We start from the raw sequence: 23651 nt of genomic DNA on the forward strand, positions 1-23651 counted from the left end.
CAATCATGTCCTGGCCCCGGCGGCAACGAATTCCCCTTCGAATGCCGAATGCTATGTCATAAAAATTCAACATAGCATTAATAGTTACTATTAGCGTCTTCGTCGCCGGATGAAAGCCCTTGTTCGATCACAAATGGGATAGAACTGTGGCGAGGAAAACACCATCCCTATTAATTACTAGCCTGCTCGCCTTCCATTTCGAGGCGCGACGTCAGAACCTTGTCGATCACGCCCCAGCTCTGGGCTTCGTCCGCATCCATGAAATGGTCACGATCGAGCGTCTTTTCAACTTCCTCATAGGTCCGGCCCGTGTGCTTGACGTAAACCTCGTTCAGGCGGCGCTTCATCTTGAGGATGTCGCGGGCATGACGCTCGATGTCCGAAGCCTGGCCCTGGAAGCCGCCCGAGGGCTGGTGCACCATGATGCGGGAATTCGGCGTGGCAAAGCGCATGTCCTTGTGGCCGGCTGCCAGAAGCAGCGAGCCCATGGACGCGGCCTGGCCGATGCAGAGCGTCGAAACCGCGGGCTTGATGAACTGCATCGTGTCGTAGATCGCCATACCGGCGGTGACGACGCCACCGGGCGAATTGATGTAGAGGGCGATTTCCTTCTTCGGGTTTTCGGCCTCGAGGAAAAGCAGCTGGGCGCAGACGAGCGTCGCCATATGGTCCTCGACAGCACCTGTCAGGAAGATGATGCGTTCCTTCAACAGGCGGGAATAGATGTCGTAGGAGCGTTCACCGCGGTTGGTCTGTTCCACGACCATCGGAACGAGGGCCATTGCGGTATCGACTGGGTTTCTCATGTGCGTCCTTTGTCAACGTCTCGCCGGCCGGCGCCGGGAATCAAAGAAAAATATCTTACCCCTACATAGAGTGTCCCGGCCCTCCTCTTCAAGACACGCATGCGGATAACGTTAAGAAGGCGGGGCAAGGCGGCTAAGCTCCTTCTTTTCATGCATGTCGTTATCCCGGAACCGCTGCACACTTCCGGGCGACATGCATTGAGCCTCTTTCCCCCAAACGCCTGTTAACGGCGAGCCCTTGGTACGGTCTCCCCCGGCTTTTCTCCATGACAGGATGAAGGAAGGCTTACTCTATTCGACCGTGCTCATACACGTTTACCCAACGGAAAGCCTACCGGCAGATATCGGCCTGAAACAATGCCGCGGCGCAGCGACATTAAGGAAGTGGCGAGCTTCCTCGGCAAGGATGCAACCTGACAGACAAGGGGTTGCTGCCGTGTTCAATATTGCTACAGGTCTCGCCATCTGGTGTTCAGAGGCCATGACGCTTGCTTTGGTGCTGTTCGTCGCCTGGCGTCACAACATCAGGAACGAGGCCTATCTCTATTGGGGCCTGGGCTTCCTGCTGACCGGCATCGGCTTTGCGATGGTCGCGCTGCGCGGCGAAATCCCCAGCCTGCTTTCGGTAGAGGCGGGCAATGCCATCGCCCTGCTCGGCCAGAGCGCCTGGGTGGCCGGTTTTCTCGCACTCGACCGCAAGCGGATCGAGTGGTGGGCGCTACTGCCGCCGGCAATCTGGCTCGCCGGCGTCTTCCTGCCCTGGGTCAACAGCGATTATTCAAACCGGGTGGTGCTCTATAACCTTGCTTCGGCGACGGGTGCGACGGCACTCGCCATGGCGGTCGCCGCCGGCGACATGCGCCGTGAGCGTACCCGCATCAAGCTGATGAGCGTGTTCGTCATCCAGGGCTGCCTGTGCTTCGGCTCGGCGCTGACGATGACGCTGACAATGCCAAGCGATGTCGAGGCGACGAATCTGGGCGGCGCTTCCGCCATGGCCACCGCGTTCCTGCTGACCATCGCTTTCGCGTTCACCTGCCGGCTGATCATGGAGCGCTCCGAACGACACCTGCGTGCCCTGACCCTGACCGACTCGCTGACCGGCGTGCTCAACCGCCGCGGCCTGCTCAGCCATTTCGGCGGCATCCAGGAAAGAGCTCATAACGAGCAGCGCCAGGTTGCGGTGATCCTTTTCGATCTCGACCATTTCAAGCGCGTCAACGACCGTTTCGGCCACCAGTCCGGCGATGCCGTGCTGACCGCCTTTGCGCGCATGGCCCGCCAGTATATTCCAAACAACATCTTCGGCCGCATGGGCGGCGAGGAATTCGCCGCCTTTGCCGCGGTCACGGATCAGACGGAAGCCGAGGCGATCGCCGAAGCGATCCGTACAGAATTCTGCCGTCTTCCCGTCAGTACCGGCGAAGCGATCGTTCCGGTCACGGTCAGCATCGGCATTGCGCTCGCCTCCTCGATCGAAGCCAATATCGACAAACTGATCTCGGCCGCTGACCGGGCGCTCTATGCGGCCAAGGCCGCCGGCCGCAACTGCACGGTCACCTTCGGCGAAGCGGAGGCCGCAGCCCCTGCACCGGCCACGCCGAACAGCACTGCCGGCGAACTCGTGCCGACGGTCGACGATCAGGTCGAAGCGCTGCAACGTATGGGCACGCTGTCGCGGGCCGGGTAGTCCGAGATCATCCCTGCCCCCGCATCTTTCCGAGGTCCGGCAAATCCGATAAGGCTCGGGGCATGATGATCCCATCCTTTCTCTCGATCGACCGCGGCAACCGTCATGTCTCGCTTGATAGCCGCAACCCGGCCTTCTACGGCAACCCGAACGCCGTTTATGCCGCACTTCACGCCCATTGCCCGACCTTCTACTGGAGCGAGCAGAAGCAGTGGTTCTTCACGGGCTACGACCATGTGAACGGACTGCTGCGCGACCGGCGCTTCGGCCGGCAGATCCTGCATATCGCCAGCCGCGAGGAGCTTGGACTTGCGGAGCCGATGCCGCATCTTGCCAGTTTCGATCTCTCGGAACGTTATTCCCTGCTCGAACTCGAACCGCCGGAGCACACGCGGCTGCGCACGCTCGTCAACCGCGCCTTCGTGTCCCGCCATGTCGAGAAGATGAAACCGGAACTTGCCGAACTCGCCAACCGGCTGATCGACGGCTTCGCGGAGAAGCGTGAGGTCGAGTTGCTCTCGGCCTTTGCCGATATCATCCCGGTGACGATGATCGCGCGGATGATCGGCATTCCCGAGGAGATTGGGCCGCAATTGCTCGCCTGGTCGCACGCCTATGTCCGCATGTACATGTTCGGCCGTACGCGCGAGCAGGAGGGCGAGGCCGAACGGGCGGCCAAGGAATTCTCCGACTACGTCAAGACGGTCATCAAGGAACGCCGTGCCGAACCGCGCGACGACCTGCTGACCCACATGATCCATACCGAGCATAAGGGCCAGTATCTGACCGAGGAGGAGCTCGTCTCGACGACGATCGTGCTGCTCAATGCGGGACATGAGGCGACCGTGCACCAGATCGGCAACTCCGTGCGCACCATTCTCGATAGCGGCTGCGATCCGGCGGAACTCTTCCGGGACGAGGCGACGACAGAGCGCACCGTCGAGGAAACCCTGCGCATCTGCGCGCCGGTCCACATCTTCCAGCGCTGGGCTCTGGAGCCTGCCGAAATCGACGGCGTCTCCTTCAAGCGCGGCGACAAGGTCAGCCTCATCCTTGCAGCCGCCAATCTCGACCCGGCAAAATTCACCGATCCCCTCACCTTCAAGCCCGACCGCAACGAGGCGGCAAACCTCTCCTTCGGCGCCGGCATTCATTTTTGCATCGGCGCGCCGTTGGCACGGCTGGAGCTCAACCTCGTGCTTCCGATCCTGTTCGAACGGCTGGTGGGCCTGAGGCTGGCAAAGACACCTATGGTCAAGGACGTCTACCATTTCCACGGGCTGGACCGGCTGGATCTGCAGTGGTGATCCGTCCTCTAAGCTGGGCAATGTCTGGAATGCCGGCGAGCAGAGCCACTAGAAAAGCAGGCCACAGCCGAAAACTATCCAACGGAAAATACGGTCGCCGCCGGTAACGATCCGTCAATACCGAGCCTATGCCACGATCTTTACGAGATCACGCGGCCGACTCTTCTCGCAGCCTGCTGGATATGTCGCATGCCGACATGGGTTTTCCGAGCATATACCCTTGAAGCTGGTCGCAGCCGGCGTCTCGCAAGATCGCCGCCTGACGGCTATTCTCAATACCTTCGGCGGTAACGGGAATCTGCAGAGCAGTCGCCAACGAGATGGTTGCCCGAAGAATATCGGCGCCATTTGCGGTTACATCGAGAGCGGACACGAGCGAGCGGTCGATCTTCATGCGATCAAACCCAAACTGCCGCAATGCACCGATGCTGGCGTAGCCGCAGCCAAAGTCATCAAGCGCGAACTTTATGCCGACGCGCTTGAGTTGGTCTATCGACCGCCGGGCCTGATCCGGATTTGTCATCAGAACGCCTTCGGTGATTTCCAGTGTCAGGCGGTTGGGATTAAAATCAAGCTCCTGGAGGACCGAGATCACTTCGGCGGCAAATTCCGGATTGCAGAGCTGGATTGGTGAAACGTTCACCGACAATGCCAGGTCGGGCCAGCTCTTGGCATGCTCGATCGATGTTCTCAGCATATGAACGCCGAGTGCGTCGATGAGGCCGCACCTCTCGGCAAGAGGGATGAAAATCTCCGGGCTGATGTTTCCGGTTGCAGTTCGCCAGCGCGCCAGCGCTTCAAGACCAGTCACAGCGCCGGTCGAAGCAGAGACGAGAGGTTGGAAAACGGCTTCGATTGCGCCACTGCTGATGGCATTCTTCAACAGGCCTTCAAGTTCGGCGACCCTTTGGCGTTCCCGGTCCAATTCGGGGTCGTATTCGATCGCCTGACCTTTGCCATTTGCCTTGGCACGATAGAGGGCCATGTCCGCTCTGCGGAGAAGCTCCAATGACTGGACGTCGCCGCTACGAGCAGCAGCTCCGATGCTTGCGCCAACTTCGATCGTTCGGCCGTCGATTTTGAAGGGCTCGGCAAACAGCGCCAAAATCGTCTTTTCCATCTCTCCGCACGTGGCAGAACCGACGTGCACCAGCGCAAATTCGTCGCCTCCGAGCCGCGCCGCGGCAATGATTTCGGGGTGGCAGGCGGTCAGCGCCTTCGCGACCAGCCGGATCAAATCGTCCCCCACCGCATGGCCCCAGGCGTCGTTGACGGCCTTGAAGCCATCAAGGTCGACCAGATAAAGCCGATGTGGCGAAGAGGTCGAATTCTCCAGCTCTTCCAGCAGGTTGAGAAGCCCATGTCTGTTCAAAAGGCCGCTCAGGCTATCGTGGTCGGCTTCGAAAATCGCTGCTTGCGCCAATTGGCGCAGGCGCCGCGCTTCGGAAGCGCCAACCAGCAGAACGCCGATCAGAAACAGCGCGAGGATGACGATAGCGGCTGCGATATAAGGATAGACCTGATGAAACACGGCGCTTCCCGGCGCTTTGCTGGGCCAGACGAGATAGCCGATGACGGTCCCCTCCATGTCGGTGATCGGCGTGTTCAGGAACTCCGGCTTCGGCGTCGTCTCAAGGCGCAAGCCTTCAAGTTCATGTTCGTTCGAGAGCGTATCGATAACCTCCGACGTAAACTCCTTGTAGAAACTCAGCACACTGAACTTCGGAAGCTTGGGGGCGTCCTCGAAAGGCTGGATCGCCTGCGAGGCGATCAGGGCTATACCGCTTTCGGTCTTGATGAAATTGACCACCGGCGCCCTCGCCGGAGCCGCTGCCGCATTGATCTGCTGATAAAAGACGTCGCCAAAAAAAGTGCCCGGCTGGAAGGGCTTGCCTTTGGCATAGGCCGAGACGATCGAAGACCGGTCAGGGCCGATCACGATCGCGCCGTCATAAAGCGCGTAATCCTCGCTGGTTTTTCCCCAATTCTCATAGGCCCAATCCGCGGCGGCCGAAGATGAGGCAGCACTATAGGCATCGTCCCATATGGCATTGTCCGTCGTTGTCGCGCTCAGGCGACCCACAAACGCACCGATTGCCGCACGGGCGGCGCGACTGGCCCTGGCATCATCGATCTCGTTCGCCGACCGGGTCATCGTGACGACGACATGTGCCATCAGGCCGGTCAGTACGAGAGCAACGACAAGGAAGAAGACCGTTGTCGCGATGATGGAAGACGTCTGGGTCCGAACGTACCTACCTGCAAGATTCGACGACATGCAAATTCCGCAAAGATTAATTGCAAGGCCATGTCTGTGTGACGGCAGGAGACATCATGTCCGCAATGCGCTGCAGATAAGGTTTAGCATTTGTCGATGTAGGCACGATTAATGGGATTGGTTAAAAGCTTTCAATCCTGGACAAAGGGCCAAAAACACCGTTTGCCGGCTTGCCGTTTCGGATCATCGCTACGGCCGCGACGACAAAAACAAAGCCGAAACGGGAAAGGCCCGGGCTTCGTCGCGCCCATTTGCTGGCCGCTCAAACCTTGATCACATAGTCCTTGCGAGTCGTTTCAACGACTTCCCATGTTCCCTTGAAGCCGGGTCTGAGGATCATCCGATCGCCCGCCTTCAGATGAACCGGCTCACCGCCCTCCTCCGTCACGATCGAATGGCCGGCCAGCAGGCTGAAATATTCCCATTCCTCGTAGACGATCCGCCACTTGCCCGGCGTCGCCTCCCAGATGCCGGAATAAAGGCCGCCTTCTCTCTCCTCCAGATTCCAGGTACGGAAACGCGGATCGCCGGAGATAATCCGATCGGCTTCGGGGGCGCCGAATTCCGGTTCGACGCTATCGATGTCGAAGGTGATGTAGTTTGTCATGGTCACCGTAGATCCCTCTGATATCAGATCTTCGAGAGCGCCTGTTCGAGATCGGCGATGATGTCTTTGACGTCCTCGATGCCGACGGAAAGGCGCACCACGTCAGCGCCTGCGCCGGCGGCGATCCTCTGCTCGTCGGTCAACTGCCGGTGCGTCGTCGAGGCCGGATGGATGACGAGCGAACGGGTGTCGCCGATATTGGCAAGATGGGAGAAGAGCTCCAGCCCCTCGACCAGCGTCTTGCCCGCCTCATAGCCGCCCTTGACGCCGAAGGTGAAGACGGAGCCTGCGCCCTTCGGCGAGTAGCGCTGCTGCAGGGCGTGGTTCGGGTCGTCGTCGAGGCCGGCATAATTCACCCAGGCGATCTTGCTGTGCGCCTTCAGCCACTTTGCGACGGCGATCGCATTGTCGCTGTGGCGCTGCATCCTGAGCGGCAGCGTCTCGATGCCTGTCAGGATCAGGAAAGCATTGAAGGGCGAGATCGCCGGCCCGAGATCGCGCAGGCCGAGCACACGGGCAGCGATCGCAAAGGCGAAATTGCCGAAAGTCGCGTGCAGGACCATGCCGTTATATTCCGGCCGCGGGCTCGACAGCATCGGGTAATTGCCGGATTTCGACCAGTCGAAAGTGCCGCCGTCGACGATGAGGCCGCCCATGGAATTGCCGTGGCCGCCGAGAAACTTCGTCAGCGAATGCACCACGATGTCGGCGCCGTGCTCGATCGGACGGATGAAATAGGGTGTTGCCATCGTATTGTCGACGATCAGCGGCAGGCCGTGGCGATGCGCGACGTCGGCAATGGCGGCGATATCGACGAAGGTGCCGCCGGGATTGGCCAGGCTTTCGAGGAAGATGCCGCGCGTCTTGTCGTCGATCTGGCTTTCGAAGCTTGCCGGATCGGCGGCATCGGCCCAACGCACCTGCCAGCCAAAATTCTCGAAGGCATGGCCGAACTGGTTGACCGAGCCGCCATAGAGCTGACGGGCAGCGATGAAATTCTCGCCGGGGCGCATGATGGTGTGGAAGACGATCATCTGCGCCGCATGGCCGGAGGCGACGGCAAGGGCCGCCGTGCCGCCCTCGAGCGCTGCGACGCGCTCCTCGAGCACGGCCTGCGTCGGATTCATGATGCGGGTGTAGATGTTGCCGAAGGCCTGCAGACCGAAGAGGGCGGCGGCATGATCGGAATCATTGAAGACGAAAGCGGTCGTCTGGTAGATCGGCGTTATCCGCGCGCCCGTCGCCGGGTCGGGCTGCGCACCGGCATGGATCGCCAATGTGTTGAATCCCGGATCGTTCTTGGCCATGTCGTCCTCCAGTTGTTGCTGACGGGCAGGATCATAGCCGGTCGCTTGCGAAAGTTAATCGCGATCCATTTCAACCCATGGGCGTTCGGTGGAAAATCCGTCTCAGGGGATCGCAACTCAGGCAATAAGACGAGGATACTCGATCGCCGGGCAGCGGTTCATCACCATCTGGATGCCGGCGGCCTCCGCCGTTGCCGCAGCCGCATCGTCGCGCACACCAAGTTGAGACCAGATGATTTTCGGCAGCGGCCTCAGCGCCAGCGCCTCCTCGACGACCCCACCCAGATATTCGGAAGCGCGAAAGACGTCGACCATGTCGATCGGCACGGGAATGTCGGCAAGCCGGGCATAAACGGTGCGGCCCTGGATCAGTTTGCCGGCTTGCCCCGGATTGACAGGAATGACCTCGTAGCCGCGCGACAGCAGATAGCCCATGACGCCGTTGCTCGGCCGGGCCGGATTGGGCGAAGCGCCGGTCAGCGCGATGGTCTTTACCGAATGAAGGATGCCGGCGAGGTAATCATCCGTATAGGCGTCGTGATTCATGTCCGCTTCTCCACTCCCGAAAGCCCTTCGGCACGGCCGGCTTGTTTTTTTGTGTTTCCGTGAAACCGGCTGCGTGTCTTTCTCGTATATATGAACTGGCCCGTATATGGGAACTGGATACTCCTTGAGGATGATTCGATGAAAAAAATCGCTCTTGCCCTCATGCTCGTGCTCGCCGCATCGCCGGCGCTGGCGATCTCGCGCTACAATCCGCTCACCATGAGCTGTGCCAGCGTGCGCGCCGCCATCCACAATCAGGGCGCAGTCATCTTCCGCTACCAGTCTCCCCGTGGCTTGCCGCTCTACGATCGCTATGTCCGCAACAGCAATTATTGCGACGCGACCGATTATGCGGAATGGACATATATCCCTTCGAAAGACACTCCTCGCTGCCGAGTTCTGAACTGCCAAAACATCGACAACCTTGACGGGATGCTCTTCGTTCCGCATCATCAGCTCTGATGTTTTCGCCGTCATAGGGTACGCAGGAACCGTACGCCTTTCGCGCTTGCGAAAGGTTTGAGGATCAATCCCGCGCTGCGATTTCGTAGCGATTACACAATCAGAAGCTTTAATTTTCCCCTATATCGAAGTTATAGAATAATATCTATATTTCAGCAGCATAGAATAATCCGCTCCCGGACTCCTGGAGATGTTTTCTATTTTTGTTCTTGAGAGTTTCGTGCTTTGTTCCCGTATCCATTAGAAACAGCTCATAGTTGAAAGGAGGGCCGTGGATTGAACGCATGTCGCGCGCACGTAAAAATTGCTAAAATGGGCCGCCATTGTCCACATACCGTAAGGATGCTATTCGACATATGAACGCATAAGCGACCGCCGCCGCGAATTTTCGTGCAAATCGTAGTTGTCTTTTCAGGAATTTGAAACGCCGAAGGCGAGGCGTATTCCGCTTCCTCTCATCCTATCCGGATTACTCCCTTGCCTCTCGACGTTATCCTGCTTGTTCTCTTCGGCGCACTGCTGCACGCGACATGGAACGCCATCATCAAGGCGGGGAATGATAAATCCCTCGATGCGGCGCTGATCTCGGCCGGCGGCGCGGTTTCGGCACTGCCATTCCTGCCATTCCTGCCGTTGCCGCACGCCTCGGCCTGGCCGTTCATCAGTGCCTCCGCCATCCTGCAATTTGCCTATTTTCAGCTGGTCGCCGCCGCCTACCGGGCCGGCGACATCGGCCTCGTCTATCCGCTGATGCGTGGCTGCGCACCGCTCCTGATCGCCGCGACAAGCGGTTTCATCCTGAAGGAAAATCTTTCCGGCGGCGCCCTTGCCGGCACAATGACGATCTCGGCCGGCGTGCTGACACTCGCCCTGGAGGCGCGGCGTGGCAGCAGCCGCGCCATCATCCTCTCGCTTGCCAATGCCTGCGTCATCGCCAGCTACACCTATGTCGACGGAATCGGCGCGCGCATCTCCGGCAATGCGGTTTCCTACACTTTGTGGATGTCGCTGCTGCCACCGGTGCTGCTGTTTTCCTGGGCAGCGTCCCAGCGCGGCGCTTTCGCCGTGGTGCGTCACGTTCGCCGCAACTGGTGGCGCGGCCTTATCGGCGGCGCCGGCTCGATCGCTTCCTACGGGCTGGCACTCTGGGCGATGACGAAGGCCCCCGTCGCGACCGTCGCAGCCTTGCGCGAAACCGCGATCCTCTTTGCGCTGGTGATCTCGATCACCGTCTTCAAGGAAAAAGCCAGCATCTGGCGCTACGTCGCCGGCGTCGTCATCGCAATCGGCGGGCTGCTTCTGAAACTGGCGTGATCACTCACCTGTCCATTCGGCCTTGCGCTTGCCAAGGAAGGCACCGATCCCTTCCTGCGCATCCTCAGTCAGCATGTTCTCGACCATCACCCTGGCGGTATAATCATATGCCGCCTCCACGGGCAGTTCGAGCTGCCGGTGGAAGGCTTCCTTGCCGATCTTCAGCGTCAGCGGCGACTTGCTGGCGATCACTGCCGCATATTTGGAAACCACCTGAGCCAGATACTGCTTCGGCACGATACGGTTGACGAGGCCGAAATCCTTGGCAGTCGAGGCGTCGATTTTCTCGCCGGTCAGCAGCATCTCCATCGCCTGTTTGCGGTGCGCGGCACGGGAAACGGCCACCATCGGCGTCGAACAGAACAGGCCGATGTTGACGCCCGGGGTGCAAAATGTCGAACTGTCCGTGCAGATCGCCAGATCGCAGGAGGCAACGAGCTGGCAACCTGCAGCCGTTGCAAGCCCGTCGACCTCGGCAATGACGGGCTTCGGCAGATGCGCGATCTTCAGCATCAGATCGGCAGCGAGCCGGAAGGTCTTTTCGAAGAAACCGGCACCCTGATCTTCATCGGCGCGATGGGCCGTCAGCTCTTTCAGATCATGTCCCGCGGAAAAGACGTTGCCAGTCGAGGCGATGACGACGACGCGCACATCCGGCTCCGCCCCGGCCGTCTCGAGTTCTTGCATCAGCGCTTCGAGAAGTGCGATCGAAAGCACATTGGCCGGTGGGTTGTTGAGCACGAGCCGCAGCACGCCGTCGCGCAGCGAGCGAGTCAGCAAGCTGCCCTCTTCCGCTCCGGCGGCGTCCTTCCGGAAGGATACGATTTCTGCCATGATGCTGCTCCCTGCGCTCGATTCCAGGTAGACGTTTTGCCACAGGGCGCCGGAAATTTCGAGCAGGATCCGCACTCCACGCAGAGACCGCTGCCGTCAGGACCAGAACCACGACTTCGATGTTTCTGCCCTCGCCTGCGCACGGGTCAGACCGACATCGCAAAGCTCGTCGTCGGTGAGTTCCAAAAGCGTGCGGCGGCTGCGGCGCTTTTCGAGGTGATGCTCGATCGTCATCAGCAGCCGCAGGCTCCAGCGCGCCATGCCGTGAAATCTCGACCGAACAATATTGCGCGGTGTGTCAAGGATCCCGCTCAATTCCAGGGCCATCTCTTCTTCCTTCCTTCAACGGATGCAAGATGCGCTGGAAGATGCGCTGGAAGATGCTGCGAAAGAAGCTTATAGATATTATGATATGCATAAGGATTTCTTTTGTATGCCTCTCCACCTCGATCAGCTTGCCGCCTTCGTCAACGTCGCCGATCTCGGAAGCTTTACGGCTGCGGCCGACAAGGAGGGCCTGACGCAACCGGCCGTCAGCCTGCAAGTAAAGGGGCTCGAACAGCGGCTCGGCGTACGGCTGATCGAGCGTGTCGGGCGGCGGGCACAGCCGACCGCGGCAGGCCTCGACCTGCTCGTGCATGCAAGGCGGCTGCTTCAGGAATCGGCTGCCGCGGAAGAAGCGATGATGCCGTATAGAGACGGCGCCAGCGGCCGCGTGCGCATCGGCAGTGGCGGCACGGCGTCGATCCATCTGCTTCCTCGCGCCATCGCCGTTGCCAGAAAATCCATGCCCGGCCTCGAAATCACCGTCCGCATCGGCGATGCCGACGACATTCTGCGCGATCTGGAGGCCAACAGCCTCGATATCGCCGTCGTCGCCCTGCCGGCATCCGGACGGAACTTCGAGATCGAACCGTTCTACGAGGAGGAATTGCTGGCCGTCGCTCCTGCGGGCAGCCTGATGCCCGAAGGCGGGCCGGACGCCGCCTTCATGCGCGACAGGACGCTGCTGCTTTATGAGGGCGGCAATACCAGGCGGGCGATCGACGCGTGGCTGGCTGCACCGGATACCAGGATCCGGCCTGCGATGGAGTTTGGCAGCATCGAGGCGATCAAGGAGCTGGTGGCCGTGGGGCTCGGCTGGTCGATCCTGCCGGGGCTGGCTCTGAAGCGCGACCGCGCCGGCCTTGTGACGACTTCATCGCTGAACCCGCGGCTCACGCGCCGCCTCGGCATGGTTCTGCGCCGGGACAAACATCTGACACGCGGCCTTCGGGAAATGATGAAATGCCTGCGCGCGTTCAAAGGTTGAGAGCTGCTTTCGACCGTCGCACGCGATTTCAAACCGGCAGAGACGACGTGAAAAACGTCTGGCGCAGCAGTTCGCGACCGCAGAAATATGAGGTATCAAAATACCACATATCTAAGTACTTGTTTTTACTTAAAAATTTTTCCAAACCTTCCGGACGTCGATATTGACCCAATGTCACATTCCCTTTATACACCGCGCCAGAACGCAGCCTGTCCGGGCTGCTTTCTTTTTGGCATGCCTAAAGCCTGCCAATCCAAGCAACAAGAAACGCCCTTCAAGCCCTCGGGCCAAGGGTCCCAAAAGAGAGTATTCACTATGGCAACCTTCTCCCAGAAGCCTGCAGAGGTGGAGAAGAAGTGGGTGATCATCGACGCCGAAGGGCTGGTCGTTGGCCGTCTCGCTTCCATCATCGCTATGCGCCTGCGCGGCAAGCACAAGGCAACCTTCACGCCTCACGTTGACGACGGCGACAACGTCATCGTCATCAATGCCGAAAAGGTCGTCTTCACCGGCAAGAAGTATTCCGACAAGGTCTACTACTGGCACACCGGTTATGCCGGCGGCATCAAGGAACGCAGCGCACGCCAGATCATCGAAGGCCGCTTCCCGGAGCGCGTCCTCGAAAAGGCCGTCGAACGCATGGTTCCGCGTGGCCCGCTCGGCCGTCGCCAGATGAAGAACCTGCGCGTTTACGCCGGCTCCAACCATCCCCATGAAGCCCAGCAGCCGGTCGCCCTCGACGTTGCCGCGCTCAACAAAAAGAACGTAAGGAGCGCCTAATATGGCTGACCTCTCCTCCCTGAAGGATCTCGGCACGGTTTCCGAAGCTGCTGCTCCGGCGCACGTCCGCAAGGTCGATTCGCTCGGCCGCTCCTACGCGACCGGCAAGCGCAAGAACGCTGTCGCCCGCGTCTGGGTCAAGCCGGGCTCCGGCAAGATCACCGTCAACGGCAAGGAATTCGCGGAATATTTCGCACGTCCGGTGCTGCAGATGATCCTGCGCCAGCCGATCGTTGCGGCTGCCCGTGACGGCCAGTTCGACATCGTCGCAACCGTTGCCGGCGGCGGCCTCTCCGGCCAGGCCGGTGCGGTTCGCCATGGCGTGTCCAAGGCGCTTACCTACTTCGAACCGGGCCTGCGCGCGGTATTGAAGAAGGGCGGCTTCCTGACCCGCGACAGCCGCGTCGTCGAACGCAAGAAGTACGGCAAGGCAAAGGCCCGCCGCTCGTTCCAGTTCTCCAAGCGTTAATCGCTTCGGACAGATGGAATTTACCAAGGCCGGGGCAACCCGGCCTTTTTGTTGTGCGCTGCTTAAATCAATCGGAAGCGCGCCGGCATGCCATTGTCGCATTCCAGCTCTGCTGGTAGAAACTTGGCAAAGCGCTTCGGGAATGAGCGAAGCCGCAGTCAGGGTTGCATCATGGGAACAGCCAAGTCCGCAGACAAATAAGCCGCAACAACTCTGCCCTGTTGTTGCGGCGTCTGTCCGGTCAATCCCGATACTGATGAAGAGACAGATCGCCGCCGAATGAAATCATTTGAGCGGGTTCTTTCGCATGTCTTATCCCAAAATCCAGCAATGGACCTATTCCCTCCCGGCAGCCTTGCTGCTGATGGCACCCTTCGACATCCTGGCCTCGCTCGCCATGGATATCTATCTGCCGATCGTACCGGTCATGCCGCAGGCGCTCGGCACTTCGCCGGCGGTCATCCAACTGACCCTCAGCCTCTACATGCTCGTGCTCGGTGTCGGCCAGATCGTCTTCGGCCCCATTTCCGATATAGTCGGACGGCGGCCTGTCCTGCTTGGAGGTGCTGCACTCTTTGCCGCTTCATCCTTCCTGCTTGCCGGCTCTTCGTCGGCGCCGATCTTCGTGGTCTTGAGATTGCTGCAGGCAGTCGGCGCGTCGGCGACCCTCGTCGCACCTTTCGCCACAGTGCGTGACGTCTACGCCGGGCGCCCCGAAAGCAGTACGATCTATAGCCTTCTCGGCTCCATCCTCTCCTTCGTGCCTGCACTCGGCCCGATCATCGGAGCCTTGATCGCGGATCGCTTCGGCTGGCGCGCCATCTTCCTCGTCATCGGCTTCCTTTCGGTTGCCGCCCTTTTCAACGCCGGCATGCGATGGCACGAAACCCGCCCTGCCGTCACCGCGAAGATCGCTCTCCGCCCGATCCTGACAAGCCTTCCCTTCTGGGTTTATACGGGTGGCTTCAGCACGGCGATGGGCGCCTTCTTCGTCTTCTTCTCGACGGCACCCCGTATCCTGATCGACAAAGCCGGTTTCTCCGGCATCGGCTTCAGCTTCATCTTTGCCACGGTGGCGCTGGTGATGATCGTGACGGCGCGTTTCGCCAAGCGTTTCGTCATGCGCTGGGACATTGCAGGCAGCCTTGCCAGAGGCATGGCGATGCTGCTTCTCGGCGCTGTGCTGCTTGCCTTTGGACAGCTGTTTCTGCAGCCTTCCCTGGTCAGCTTCGTCGCGCCGATGTGGATCATCGCGATCGGCATCGTCGTTGCGACGGCGGTCACCGCCAACGGCGCGCTCGACGCCTTTGGCGACATGGCCGGGACAGCGGTCGCGCTCTATTCCTGCGTCGCGAGCATCATCGTCGGCTTTGCCGGAACCTTCTTCGTGAATCTGCTCGGCGGCGACAGCGCCTGGCCGCTCGTGGGCTATCTCTCAGCGACCGCGCTGACGACGCTGGCTGGATTGTGGTGCCTGAGGGAGCCGGCCAGATAGGCAGCGGACAAATAGCGGTCGCTCGACGATCACGAGCGGCCGTCGTCCGAACGATTGCTTGAAATCCGTTCGCACCTCGCCTACGCCTTTCTGCGCGCGGGGGATCGGCCAATTCCTTCGCGAGAGACCCGCCGCCCGACGCTCTGGCGTCGAACGGCGATCCTGCAATGCAGCGTCCGTATCGAACGCGACTATGATTTTGCGACCGAAAAAGGAACATGATTTGGCGAACAGATCAATTGACCACGCCTTTACGGCGACCAGCCTCACCTCCGCCGCCAGCGATCCGACCTTTGCCGGCGCGCTGTCTTTCATGCGCCGCCGCTTCACCAAGGAGCTCGCCGGCGTCGACGTCGCCGTCTGGGGCATTCCCTTCGATGCTGCGACATCGAACAGGCCGGGTACACGCTTCGGGCCGCAGGCGATCCGCCGCGCTTCGGCGATCTTCGACAATGATGCGCAATATCCCTTCAACCGCGATCTCTTCGCCGAAATGGCCGTGATCGACTACGGCGATTGCCTGCTCGACTATGGCAATCATCAGGACACACCAGCCGCTATCGAACGACAGGCAAATGTCATCCTCGACAGCGGCGCCTTCCTGCTGACGCTCGGCGGCGATCATTACGTCACCTGGCCGCTGCTGAAAGCCCATGTGGCAAAACATGGGCCGCTGGCGCTGGTGCAGTTCGACGCGCATCAGGACACCTGGTTCGACGAGGAACGCCGCATCGACCACGGCTCTTTCGTGGCGCGGGCCGCCCGCGAAGGCATCATCGATCCCGACCGCTCCATTCAGATCGGCATCCGCACCCATGCGCCGGAGGATTGCGGCGTCAATATTCTCTACGGTCATCAGGTCGAGGAGATGAGCGCCAGCGATATCGCCTCGGCGATCATCTCCCAGACGCGCGGGGCGCCGGCCTATCTCACCTTCGATATCGATTGCCTCGATCCGGCCTTTGCGCCGGGCACCGGCACGCCGGTTTCAGGCGGACCATCGAGCGCCAAGATCCTCTCGGTGCTGCAGCGTCTGCACCAGCTCGATATCCGCGGCGCCGACGTCGTCGAGGTATCGCCGCCCTATGATCATGCCGATATCACCGCCATTGCGGGGGCAACGGTGGCGATGTATATGCTGGGGCTTCATGCCGAGCGACGCGCCATCGCCGTGTCACAAGGCTGACCTATCATCCTCAAACTGAATCCGGAAACCTTCAGAACCCATTGAAAGCGCAGGTTTAACATGGCACCGAAAATCTTCATCGACGGCGAACACGGCACGACGGGTCTGCAGATCCGCACGCGCATGGCAGGCCGCCGCGATGTCGAACTTCTGTCCATACCCGAAGCCGAACGGCGCAACGTCGCCACGCGCGAGGACATGCTGAACGGCGCCGACATCGCCATTCTCTGCCTGCCCGACGATGCGTCGAAGGAAGCGGTTCAGATGGTTTCGGCCAACAACAATGTGCGCGTCATCGACACCTCGACCGCCTTCCGCGTCAATCCCGGCTGGGCCTATGGTTTTGCCGAAATGGACAAACAGCAGGCCGACAAGATCACTGCCGCCCGTTTCGTCGCCAATCCCGGCTGCTATCCCACCGGAGCGATCGGCCTCATCCGGCCACTGCGCGCAGCCGGCATTCTGCCGGATGGTTATCCGGTTACGGTCAATGCGGTCTCCGGCTATACCGGCGGCGGCAAGCAGATGATCGCGCAGATGGAAAACCCGGATCACCCGGATGCGATCACCGCGCCGCATTTCCTCTACGGCCTGCCGCTCACCCACAAACACGTGCCCGAGATGACCGTGCACGGCCTGCTCGACCGCGCGCCGATCTTCTCGCCGTCGGTCGGCAAGTTCGCGCAAGGGATGATCGTGCAGGTGCCGCTGCATCTCGACGATCTTGCCGAAGGCACGACGATGGAGAGCATCCATGCCGCACTCGTCGCCCACTATGCCGGCCAGGATATCGTCAGTGTCGTGCCGCTGGCCGAAAGCAAGGCCCTGCCCCGCGTCAATGCCATCGAGCTCGAAGGCAAGGACACGATGAAGCTCTTCGTCTTCGGCACCTCAGGTGCATCGCAGGTGAACCTCGTGGCGCTGCTCGACAATCTCGGCAAAGGCGCCTCGGGCGCCGCCGTCCAAAATATGGACCTAATGCTCGCCTCGTAAGGCGCGACCGACGGCGACTTGGATGCCGCTCGAGCATTGAGTCGATGTCTTCATCATGATCTTTCCCGCGGCCGCTTGCATCGGCGGCCGCAGCATCGCTTTCGCGCTCGATCATCGATGACGATTGGGCTATGAAACCGGATCCTTCCTCGTTGCCCATCCCGAATCACGGAGCCGATGTCATGACGCTGGATGCGCTTATCGCTGGCGTCGGCGCATGGTTTGCCACCGCCTTGCCCGATCATGGCATCTATGCGCTGATGGCATTTGCCTTCATCGCCGGACTTGCCCGCGGTTTTTCGGGTTTCGGCGCAGCATTGATCTTCATTCCGCTCGGCGGCGCGATCGTCGGGCCGAAGCTGATCTCGCCGATCCTGCTCGTCATCGACGGCATTGCCACACTCGGGATGATCCCACCTGCCTGGCGTGGCGCCAACCGACCTGAGGTTTTCGTCATGGCGGCGGGTGCTGCTCTCGGCGTCCCGGCCGGCACGGCGATGCTAGCGCTGCTCGACCCGATGCTGCTGCGTTGGAGCATCACGATCATCGCCATCTGCCTGCTTGCGCTTCTCGTGTCGGGATGGCGCTACCACGGCGCACCTTCGGCGCCGCTCAGCAGCGGCGTCGGCCTGATCGCCGGACTTTTCAGCGGCGCCGCACAGCTGGGCGGGCCGCCAGTCGTCGCCTACTGGCTCGGCGGCAAGAGCGACTTCACCCGCGTCAGGGCGAATGTCGTGCTCTACTTCTCGATCTCGTCGGTCTTCAGCGCCATCAGCTACTATATCGGCGGACTGTTCGTGCCCGCCGTCTTTGCGCTCACCGTCGTCATCCTGCCGAGTTATGTGGTCGGGCTCTACGGCGGCTCGAAACTATTCGGGCTTGCCGAGGAGCGGACCTTCCGCATCGCCTGCTACATCCTGATCGCCGCCTCTGCGATCATCGGCATGCCGCTGCTCGACAGCGTGCTGCGGTAGCCCCCGAGCTAAGGCCACTTATTTCAATCGCGTTCGGCGATCATCGTCCCGTGCGGATATTCGCCGTAAAAGCCGCGCCAGTTGGCGACGGCGAAGCCGAAAACCACAAGCGCGCCGGCCTGATGCAGCAGGCCCCAGTGAAGCGGCACCTGCATTAGCAGCGTGGCTATGCCGATCACTGCCTGCAGCGTCACCAGCGCGAAGAGCAGGACGGCTCGGCGTGCATGCGTGGTCCATGGCGCTGCGCGCAGAGCGATCACCATGTTGATCAGCGTCAATGCGAAGAGCGTATAGGCGCCGATCCGGTGAATGAACTGCACCGTCTTCGGGTTCTCGAAGGCATTGATCCAGAAGGGCTGCTGGATCAGCAGATCGGAAGGGATGACGGCGCCATCCATCAGCGGCCAGGTATTATAGGAAAAACCGGCATCGAGCCCCGCCACCAGCGCGCCGAGATAGATCTGGAACAGTGAAAAAATGGCGATCGCGGCGGCAAAACCGCGCGAGCTTCTTGTCGGCGCCGGATCGTTGGAATGTCTGGAGAGACCGCGCATGATCCACATGCAGCCGGCAAAGATCAGGCAGGCCATGACGAGATGCGTCGCCAGCCGGTACTGGCTGACGTCGGTGCGGACGGAAAGACCCGAGGACACCATCCACCAACCGATAAAACCCTGCAGGCCGCCGAGCGCCAGGATGCCGACGAGCGGCCAGCGCAGACGCTTCTCGATCCGCCCCGTCAGCCAGAAATAGATGAGCGGCAGCGCGAAGATCACGCCGATGGCACGCGCGATCAGCCGGTGCGCCCATTCCCACCAGAAGATGCCCTTGAACTCATCGACGGTCATGGAACTGTTCAGTTGCTGAAATTCGGGAATGCGCTGGTAGAGGCGGAATTCCTCCTCCCATTCGGCGGCCGACAGCGGTGGGATGACGCCGTGGATCGGCTTCCACTCGGTGATCGACAGGCCGGAATTGGTCAGCCGCGTGGCGCCGCCGACGAGCACGAGACAGAAGAGCGCCAAAAGCACGAAGCCGAGCCAGAAGCGCAAGGCGCGGCGGTCGCGATTCTGCTTGCGCATTTCGCTCAGGATCGCCTGTTCCGTGGTCGGGTTTGCGAGGGCCATGATGTCTCCTTCTATCCGGCAGTTGATTTGCCCCACCGGCTCATGCAAAACAAGCCCCGAACCTTTGCGGCATGCCGTCGCGCCGGTTCGTCCCCTCCATGCCGAGAGATAACCGATGCCCGTCCGCCTCCGCAAATTCATCGGCACGATCCTTATCATCGTGCTCGTGGTTGTCTATGCGCTGGTGGCCAATACGATCGCGGTGGCAACGCTCGGCAACGCGCCCTGGTGGGGACATCTGCTCTATTTCCTGCTCACCGGCTTGCTCTGGGTATTGCCGGCGATGGTGATCATCAAATGGATGGCCGGACCACCGCAGCGCTAAAGCGCGTCGCGATCTTTCAGATTCGCTTGTCGCGCTTTAGGTCTTTGTTTTTACGCATGTCGTTGTCGCAAAACCGCGGCACAGTTTTGCGCGATATGCTTTAGGGCCATTAACGGCCGAATAACCGTGATCTGCGGAAAACCTCGCCCATCGCCTGCGGTTAAACCAAATATACGTCTGGCATACCTACCTTCCCGTTCAGCATTCTTGACCGGAGAAAACCGTGCAGACGCAACAGCTCGATGTCCATGAACAGCCGTCCGACGACGCGGCGCTGGCCGATACGGCCATTTCGCGCCTGCGCCAGCTGAGCATGAAACTTGCCATGGCCCAACTGGACATCGAAGTCTTCGACGCGATGCAGCCGCTGGAGGATGACTGGCGGGCGCTGGAGCGCGACAACCTCCAGTCCCTGCATCAGAGCTACGACTGGTGCGCCGCCTGGGTGAGCGCCTTCCAGCGGCCGCTTGCGATCCTCAAAGCCACTCATGCGGGTCAGACCGCCTTCATTCTGCCGGTCGAGATCGTCAAGTCCCGCGGGCTCAGGACGGCGAAATTCATTGCCGCAGATCACAGTAATATCAATACCGGCCTGTTCGCAGAGAGCTTTGCCGAAGCCGGCAGGACCATCGCCCCCCATGAGTTCGCCGGCCAGCTCCGGCATGCGCTGAAGGGCCGCGCCGATCTGCTGCTGCTGCAGAACATTCCGCTGGAATGGCGCGGTCGAGAAAGCCCGCTCGCCGGGCTGCCGATGGTACAGAACCAGAATCACGCCTATCAACTGCCGTTCCTTCCCGCTTTCGAGGACACGCTGAAGCAGCTCAACGCCAAGAACCGGCGCAAGAAATTCCGTGTTCAGTCGAAGCGTCTCGAAGCGGCCGGCGGCTTCGAATACGTCATTCCCGAGACATCGGCAGAACAGCACGGCCTGCTCGATATCTTCTTCCGCCTCAAAAGCGCCCGCTTCGCCAGCCTCGGCCTGCCCGACGTCTTTGCCGACAGGGAAACGCAGACCTTCCTGCACGGTCTCATCGACAAGCAGGACGACACCAGGCAGTACTTCGGGCTGCAGATGCATATGCTCCGGCTCAAGGGCGAGCATGAGGGTAAGATCGCCGCGATTTCAGGGATTTCGCGCAAGGGCGACCATGTCATCTGCCAGTTCGGCGCGATCGATGAAGAGCTCGTGCCGGATACGAGCCCCGGCGAATTTCTCTATTGGCAGACCATCTCGGGACTGCATGGCAAGGATGTCGCGCTGTTCGATTTCGGCCTCGGCGACCAGACCTACAAGCGTTCCTGGGCGCCGGTCGAGACCGCGCATTACGACGTGGTGCTGCCGGTATCGCCGTTCGGCGTCGTCGCCGGCGCCGCCCACCGGATCGTCACCCACGGCAAGGCGCACATCAAGGCGCGCCCGAAGCTCTATAAATTCGCCCAGGGCATCCGCGCACGAATCGGCTGAGCGTCAAAAAACTAGGCGGCCCGGCCGAGCGTCTGCTCGGCCCCCTCGCCGCCCGACATCAGCACGACACGCTCATAGCCGGCAGCCTGGAATTCCGTCATCAGTGCAACGAAAATGGTCTCCTCGACCTCAGGCAGCGAGAGGATGATCTCGACGTCCCGGCTGCGCGTCAGCCGCGAGACGCCGGCAACATCGGCCGAACCGCATTCGACCACCACAAGATCGTAGGCGGCGGCGAGTGCATCGAGCAGCAACGACAGTCGGTCGACACCGCGCATGGCGCGGCGCACGTCGCTCTGGCCCTGGGGAATGAGATGCGCATCGGAGAGGCGGTCGCCGTGGATCGTGTCGCCGAAGGCGGCCTCGCCGCAAAGCAGATCTGTGACACCGAGGACGGCCGGGTCCTCGACCATCAATTCCGTGGGGTAGCCGGAGCCGGTCATATCGATCAGGATGACGCGGTGGCCGGCATCGGCGAGCATGCGGGTCAGCGAAACCGTCGCCGCCGAACCATTATCGCCAGTCGGCGATATGGCGATTGCCAGCGGCGCGCGGCTGCCGGTGAAATAATCCGCAACTGAGGCGACGGAGAATTCATTGTCATCCTCCGGCTCGTCCTCTGGCACCTCCTCGGCAACCTTCACGTCCTCGATCGTATCCTCTTCGTCCGCGACGACGGCGAGCATGCTCGGCTGAGCGGGTTTTCCGGCGGCGGCGATCGGAGCGGCCTGCGGCACATGTTTCTCCTCGATGATTGCTTCTGCCTCAATTGTTTCCGGGGAGGCATCTGTCGGGCGGAGAGCCCGGCCGCTGAAGAGCTCGGCCAGCATGATGACGATGGCGCTCATGATCAGCGTCGCGACGGCAGCGACGACGACGATCGGCACCACCTTCGGGAAATAAGGATCGACCGGCTCGACGGCCCTCGAAACGATCCGGGCATCAGCCGGGCTCGAATTGCTGTCGGCGCGGGAGGCGGCCTCGCGGTAGCGCACCAGGTAGGTTTCGAGCAGTTGGCGCTGGGCGTTCGCCTCGCGCTCTAGCGCATTGAGACCGACCTCGTCCTCACCGGCGCGGGCGCTGTTGGCCTGGACCGTGTCCGACTGGCGCTCGAGCTCGCTCGCCCTCAGATCCGCAACCTTCGACTCGTTCTCGATGCTCGCCAGGATCTTCTGCGTCTCCTGGCGAATCTGGCTACGGATATCGGAGAGCTGGGCGCGCAGGCTTTTCAGCCGCGGATGATTATTGAGAAGGCTAGTCTGCAGATCGGAGATCTGCGACTGCAGGCCGGATTCCGTCCCCTTCAGCCGCTGGATCGCCTGGGAGGACATGATGTCGGGCAGCGTATCGGAGGCTTCGCCCGAAGACAGTGCATTGCGCACCGCCTGCGCCCTCGCCTCGGCATTGGCCTTGTCGCCCCGCACGCGGGTCAGCTCGGCGGAGATATCGTTCAATTGCTGGGCCGGAAAAGTGGTCGTGCCGTTCGTCTGCAGCAGCCCGTGCGACGTGCGGTATTCGGCGACCTTCCTCTCGGCTTCGCTGACCTTCTGGCGCAGACCTTCGATCTCCGGCTCCAGCCAGCGGGTCGCCTCGGAATTGGAATCGAGCTTGGCGCCGCTCTGGGTCGAAAGATAGACATTCGCCATGGCATTCGGGATGGCGGCGGCGAGCTTCGGATCCTTGGAGGTGAAAGTGATGCCGATGACGCGTGAACCCGGCACCTGATAGACCTGCAGGCGTTCGACGAAGGCGTCGATGACGCGCTCTTCCGGCGGATTTTCCAGCGGGTTCTTCTTCAGGTGCAGCTTCACCAGGATACTGCTCATGGCCGAGCCGCTGGCGGCATCGTCGAATTCCGGCAGGTTATAAAGTTTCAGATCGTTGATGACCTTCTTGAGGAGATCGGCCGATTGCAGAAGCTGCACCTGGCTGGCGATGTTCAGTTCATCCATCAGCGGACCGGCGCTGGAGTCATTGGCCTGCTGCGTGCTGGCGAAAGCCGGCGCACGGGGTTCGATGAGGATGCGCGTTTCGCTGCGATACTGCGGCGACATGATCTTGGCGCCGGCAAAGGCGACGCCCGCCCCCACGAGGGTGATTGCCAAAATCCGCAGACGGCGCGCCCAGACCGCACGGACCAACTGGCCGAGGTCGATGTCCACATCCTGATCACGAGCTACGCCGGACATGCTCTTACTCCACAACAAAGGTGCCGTAAGCGTAAACGACCATGGTAACTCAACGGTTAATGGCGATCTCGCCGAGAAATGAGCGATGATCGATGAAGGATACCGGAAATTGCAAGCGCCCTTTACCGGGCATTAACCCTAACGGATCGATAACGGCTGCACCGAGTTCATTTTTGTGAGCACAA

The 23651-nt window shown here is 60.9% G+C and carries 22 protein-coding genes; 13 read left to right on the top strand and 9 right to left on the bottom strand.

Annotation, left to right across the window (positions count from 1 at the left end):
* Positions 1-170 precede the first annotated feature (170 nt).
* Entirely contained in the window at positions 171-806 is a 636-nt protein-coding gene (clpP, locus tag RWJ89_RS16600; protein WP_017959926.1) for an ATP-dependent Clp endopeptidase proteolytic subunit ClpP, read from the bottom strand.
* Between the two features lie 274 nt (positions 807-1080).
* Between clpP and RWJ89_RS16605 the strand changes: the two genes are divergently transcribed.
* Positions 1081-2496 (top strand): GGDEF domain-containing protein, encoded by a 1416-nt coding sequence (locus RWJ89_RS16605; RefSeq protein ID WP_206105884.1) that lies wholly within the window; start codon positions 1081-1083, stop codon positions 2494-2496.
* A gap of 62 nt (positions 2497-2558) precedes the next feature.
* On the top strand, positions 2559-3803 hold the full coding sequence (locus RWJ89_RS16610) for a cytochrome P450 (protein ID WP_316029293.1): 1245 nt from the start codon (positions 2559-2561) through the stop codon (positions 3801-3803).
* Between the two features lie 148 nt (positions 3804-3951).
* Here RWJ89_RS16610 and RWJ89_RS16615 read toward each other — a convergent pair whose 3' ends face one another.
* The 4 genes from RWJ89_RS16615 to RWJ89_RS16630 all read right to left on the bottom strand — a co-directional run bounded on the left by RWJ89_RS16615 (position 3952) and on the right by RWJ89_RS16630 (position 8541).
* Positions 3952-6081, bottom strand: a complete 2130-nt coding sequence (locus RWJ89_RS16615) for a putative bifunctional diguanylate cyclase/phosphodiesterase (protein ID WP_168282667.1) — start codon at positions 6079-6081, stop codon at positions 3952-3954.
* A 262-nt stretch (positions 6082-6343) separates the two neighbouring features.
* Positions 6344-6688 carry a cupin domain-containing protein gene (locus tag RWJ89_RS16620; protein ID WP_131664329.1) on the bottom strand — a complete coding sequence of 115 codons (345 nt, stop codon included), beginning with the start codon at positions 6686-6688 and terminating at the stop codon, positions 6344-6346.
* A 23-nt stretch (positions 6689-6711) separates the two neighbouring features.
* Positions 6712-7995 (bottom strand): O-acetylhomoserine aminocarboxypropyltransferase, encoded by a 1284-nt coding sequence (locus RWJ89_RS16625; protein ID WP_131664236.1) that lies wholly within the window; start codon positions 7993-7995, stop codon positions 6712-6714.
* Between the two features lie 117 nt (positions 7996-8112).
* On the bottom strand, positions 8113-8541 hold the full coding sequence (locus tag RWJ89_RS16630; protein WP_131664237.1) for a CoA-binding protein: 429 nt from the start codon (positions 8539-8541) through the stop codon (positions 8113-8115).
* Positions 8542-8679: 138 nt separating this feature from the next.
* Here RWJ89_RS16630 and RWJ89_RS16635 point away from each other — a divergent pair, with 138 nt between their 5' ends.
* Positions 8680-9003, top strand: coding sequence for a hypothetical protein (locus RWJ89_RS16635; RefSeq protein ID WP_131664238.1), 324 nt, complete (start codon positions 8680-8682; stop codon positions 9001-9003).
* Positions 9004-9480: 477 nt separating this feature from the next.
* The gene (locus tag RWJ89_RS16640; protein WP_168282669.1) at positions 9481-10317 is read left to right on the top strand and encodes an EamA family transporter; all 837 of its coding nucleotides are present in this window, start codon (positions 9481-9483) and stop codon (positions 10315-10317) included.
* Here the strand turns inward: RWJ89_RS16640 and RWJ89_RS16645 are convergent, their stop codons facing one another.
* Entirely contained in the window at positions 10318-11151 is an 834-nt protein-coding gene (locus tag RWJ89_RS16645) for an enoyl-CoA hydratase (protein WP_131664240.1), read from the bottom strand.
* A 96-nt stretch (positions 11152-11247) separates the two neighbouring features.
* The gene (locus RWJ89_RS16650) at positions 11248-11478 is read right to left on the bottom strand and encodes a DUF1127 domain-containing protein (protein ID WP_316031154.1); all 231 of its coding nucleotides are present in this window, start codon (positions 11476-11478) and stop codon (positions 11248-11250) included.
* An 85-nt stretch (positions 11479-11563) separates the two neighbouring features.
* Between RWJ89_RS16650 and RWJ89_RS16655 the strand changes: the two genes are divergently transcribed.
* From RWJ89_RS16655 to RWJ89_RS16685, 7 genes are all read left to right on the top strand, one after another.
* Complete coding sequence (locus RWJ89_RS16655; RefSeq protein ID WP_029872870.1) at positions 11564-12463, top strand: LysR family transcriptional regulator; 900 nt, start codon at positions 11564-11566, stop codon at positions 12461-12463.
* A gap of 315 nt (positions 12464-12778) precedes the next feature.
* On the top strand, positions 12779-13243 hold the full coding sequence (rplM, locus tag RWJ89_RS16660) for a 50S ribosomal protein L13 (protein ID WP_003558420.1): 465 nt from the start codon (positions 12779-12781) through the stop codon (positions 13241-13243).
* Position 13244: 1 nt separating this feature from the next.
* Positions 13245-13712 carry a 30S ribosomal protein S9 gene (gene rpsI / locus RWJ89_RS16665; RefSeq protein WP_003558419.1) on the top strand — a complete coding sequence of 156 codons (468 nt, stop codon included), beginning with the start codon at positions 13245-13247 and terminating at the stop codon, positions 13710-13712.
* A 307-nt stretch (positions 13713-14019) separates the two neighbouring features.
* Positions 14020-15207 carry a CmlA/FloR family chloramphenicol efflux MFS transporter gene (cml, locus tag RWJ89_RS16670; protein ID WP_316031155.1) on the top strand — a complete coding sequence of 396 codons (1188 nt, stop codon included), beginning with the start codon at positions 14020-14022 and terminating at the stop codon, positions 15205-15207.
* 223 nt (positions 15208-15430) lie between these two features.
* Entirely contained in the window at positions 15431-16393 is a 963-nt protein-coding gene (gene speB, locus RWJ89_RS16675; RefSeq protein ID WP_129418720.1) for an agmatinase, read from the top strand.
* A 60-nt stretch (positions 16394-16453) separates the two neighbouring features.
* Positions 16454-17386, top strand: coding sequence for an N-acetyl-gamma-glutamyl-phosphate reductase (gene argC, locus RWJ89_RS16680; protein WP_222060390.1), 933 nt, complete (start codon positions 16454-16456; stop codon positions 17384-17386).
* Positions 17387-17568: 182 nt separating this feature from the next.
* On the top strand, positions 17569-18360 hold the full coding sequence (locus RWJ89_RS16685; RefSeq protein ID WP_222060389.1) for a sulfite exporter TauE/SafE family protein: 792 nt from the start codon (positions 17569-17571) through the stop codon (positions 18358-18360).
* Positions 18361-18383: 23 nt separating this feature from the next.
* Here RWJ89_RS16685 and RWJ89_RS16690 read toward each other — a convergent pair whose 3' ends face one another.
* Positions 18384-19487 (bottom strand): COX15/CtaA family protein, encoded by a 1104-nt coding sequence (locus RWJ89_RS16690; protein ID WP_222060388.1) that lies wholly within the window; start codon positions 19485-19487, stop codon positions 18384-18386.
* A gap of 115 nt (positions 19488-19602) precedes the next feature.
* Between RWJ89_RS16690 and RWJ89_RS16695 the strand changes: the two genes are divergently transcribed.
* Positions 19603-19812 (top strand): DUF2842 domain-containing protein, encoded by a 210-nt coding sequence (locus tag RWJ89_RS16695; RefSeq protein WP_003547289.1) that lies wholly within the window; start codon positions 19603-19605, stop codon positions 19810-19812.
* Between the two features lie 223 nt (positions 19813-20035).
* Complete coding sequence (locus tag RWJ89_RS16700) at positions 20036-21277, top strand: GNAT family N-acetyltransferase (RefSeq protein WP_222060387.1); 1242 nt, start codon at positions 20036-20038, stop codon at positions 21275-21277.
* 11 nt (positions 21278-21288) lie between these two features.
* Here the strand turns inward: RWJ89_RS16700 and RWJ89_RS16705 are convergent, their stop codons facing one another.
* Complete coding sequence (locus tag RWJ89_RS16705) at positions 21289-23466, bottom strand: GumC family protein (RefSeq protein WP_222060386.1); 2178 nt, start codon at positions 23464-23466, stop codon at positions 21289-21291.
* Positions 23467-23651 lie beyond the last annotated feature (185 nt).

The sequence above is a fragment of the Rhizobium sp. 10PS4 genome, from assembly GCF_032464805.1.
Lineage (GTDB): Bacteria > Pseudomonadota > Alphaproteobacteria > Rhizobiales > Rhizobiaceae > Rhizobium > Rhizobium laguerreae.

Coding starts and splice junctions, on each gene's coding strand:
- clpP (WP_017959926.1), bottom strand. CDS start 806: ATGAGAAACCCAGTCGATACCGCAATGGCCCTCGTTCCGATGGTCGTG.
- RWJ89_RS16605 (WP_206105884.1), top strand. CDS start 1,081: ATGAAGGAAGGCTTACTCTATTCGACCGTGCTCATACACGTTTACCCA.
- RWJ89_RS16610 (WP_316029293.1), top strand. CDS start 2,559: ATGATGATCCCATCCTTTCTCTCGATCGACCGCGGCAACCGTCATGTC.
- RWJ89_RS16615 (WP_168282667.1), bottom strand. CDS start 6,081: ATGTCGTCGAATCTTGCAGGTAGGTACGTTCGGACCCAGACGTCTTCC.
- RWJ89_RS16620 (WP_131664329.1), bottom strand. CDS start 6,688: ATGACAAACTACATCACCTTCGACATCGATAGCGTCGAACCGGAATTC.
- RWJ89_RS16625 (WP_131664236.1), bottom strand. CDS start 7,995: ATGGCCAAGAACGATCCGGGATTCAACACATTGGCGATCCATGCCGGT.
- RWJ89_RS16630 (WP_131664237.1), bottom strand. CDS start 8,541: ATGAATCACGACGCCTATACGGATGATTACCTCGCCGGCATCCTTCAT.
- RWJ89_RS16635 (WP_131664238.1), top strand. CDS start 8,680: ATGAAAAAAATCGCTCTTGCCCTCATGCTCGTGCTCGCCGCATCGCCG.
- RWJ89_RS16645 (WP_131664240.1), bottom strand. CDS start 11,151: ATGGCAGAAATCGTATCCTTCCGGAAGGACGCCGCCGGAGCGGAAGAG.
- RWJ89_RS16650 (WP_316031154.1), bottom strand. CDS start 11,478: ATGGCCCTGGAATTGAGCGGGATCCTTGACACACCGCGCAATATTGTT.
- RWJ89_RS16655 (WP_029872870.1), top strand. CDS start 11,564: ATGCATAAGGATTTCTTTTGTATGCCTCTCCACCTCGATCAGCTTGCC.
- rplM (WP_003558420.1), top strand. CDS start 12,779: ATGGCAACCTTCTCCCAGAAGCCTGCAGAGGTGGAGAAGAAGTGGGTG.
- rpsI (WP_003558419.1), top strand. CDS start 13,245: ATGGCTGACCTCTCCTCCCTGAAGGATCTCGGCACGGTTTCCGAAGCT.
- cml (WP_316031155.1), top strand. CDS start 14,020: ATGTCTTATCCCAAAATCCAGCAATGGACCTATTCCCTCCCGGCAGCC.
- argC (WP_222060390.1), top strand. CDS start 16,454: ATGGCACCGAAAATCTTCATCGACGGCGAACACGGCACGACGGGTCTG.
- RWJ89_RS16685 (WP_222060389.1), top strand. CDS start 17,569: ATGACGCTGGATGCGCTTATCGCTGGCGTCGGCGCATGGTTTGCCACC.
- RWJ89_RS16690 (WP_222060388.1), bottom strand. CDS start 19,487: ATGGCCCTCGCAAACCCGACCACGGAACAGGCGATCCTGAGCGAAATG.
- RWJ89_RS16695 (WP_003547289.1), top strand. CDS start 19,603: ATGCCCGTCCGCCTCCGCAAATTCATCGGCACGATCCTTATCATCGTG.
- RWJ89_RS16705 (WP_222060386.1), bottom strand. CDS start 23,466: ATGTCCGGCGTAGCTCGTGATCAGGATGTGGACATCGACCTCGGCCAG.